The sequence below is a fragment of the Candidatus Nitrosarchaeum limnium BG20 genome (genome assembly GCF_000241145.1).
Classification (GTDB): Archaea; Thermoproteota; Nitrososphaeria; order Nitrososphaerales; family Nitrosopumilaceae; genus Nitrosarchaeum; species Nitrosarchaeum limnae.
Map to the genome: position 1 here is coordinate 1 of NZ_AHJG01000044.1, position 1,047 is coordinate 1,047.

General features: G+C 37.1%; 1 protein-coding gene. It reads right to left on the minus strand.

What is annotated here, in order from left to right; translation table 11 throughout:
• Positions 1 to 1,047, minus strand: a 1,047-nt coding sequence (locus tag BG20_RS01610) for a class I tRNA ligase family protein (protein ID WP_010190021.1), incomplete at both ends; no start/stop codon positions are given.

Genomic DNA, 1,047 nt, shown 5'->3' on the forward strand with positions numbered 1-1,047 from the left:
AACTTGTGACACTAAACTCTGAGTTTTTGATAAAATCCACTTGTCTTCAGCCTCCAAAGTGTCAATTTTCTCAGCTTTTAGCCTCGAGCACTCGTTGAATAATGATTCTAGCTTGTTTTGAATTCCAGAGACTGACTCCATGTTAAAGTCGGCATCTTGAAGCAACTCAGCTGATATGATTATTGCCAATCTGATTGGGTCTGCACCATAATCTTGTATTGCCTTTCGTAGTGGAATTATATTCCCCATACTCTTTGACATTTTTGAACCATTCATCAGAACAGAACCATTAACTACAATCTCTTTTGGCCAGTTACTTTCAGGAAATATTGCAACATGATTAAGGACAAAAAATGTCAAGTGATTTGGAACAAGGTCGCGACCTGAATGCCTCGAGTCCACTGGATAAAAGTAATCAAACTCTTTTTTGATTTGATTAATTGTATCGACTGACAATCCTGTAATTGTAGATACATTGTTTGCATCACCTTTGCCCACAAAGATGTAATCAAAAAATTCTCCCGATAACTTTTCTGCATGCAGTGTTCCATTGTTTACAAATTTTGAAATTGTATAGTACGCCATGTAAATTACAGAATCAGATAAACTCTCTACAATCCAGTCCTTATCCCATGGTAATTTGGTTCCCAATCCATGTTGTCTTGCACAAGCTCGCTCTCTTAACCATCCAATTACATAGTTAAACTCTGATCTAATTTCTTGCGGTAAAATGCTCATCTCATCAAAGCACTTGGTAGCTAATTCCTTCCAATCTTTGTCGCCATAGTTTAGGAACCATTGGTTGTTTAGTACTTTAACAACACATTCAGCTCCACATCTGCATCTAACTGGAGTGTTTGTTAGTTCTAGTAAGATATCTGCATGTTTGTTTTTGATTAGCCATTCTTTTATGGTATCTTTGGCATATGCGACTTTGATTCCAGAAAATTGTTCAGTGTTAGCCTTTAGTTTTCCACCATAGAACTCTTTTCCATAAACTTCCTTTGTTGCCTCTTCTAGTTTTGGGTCACTTTGGTTGGTGACACC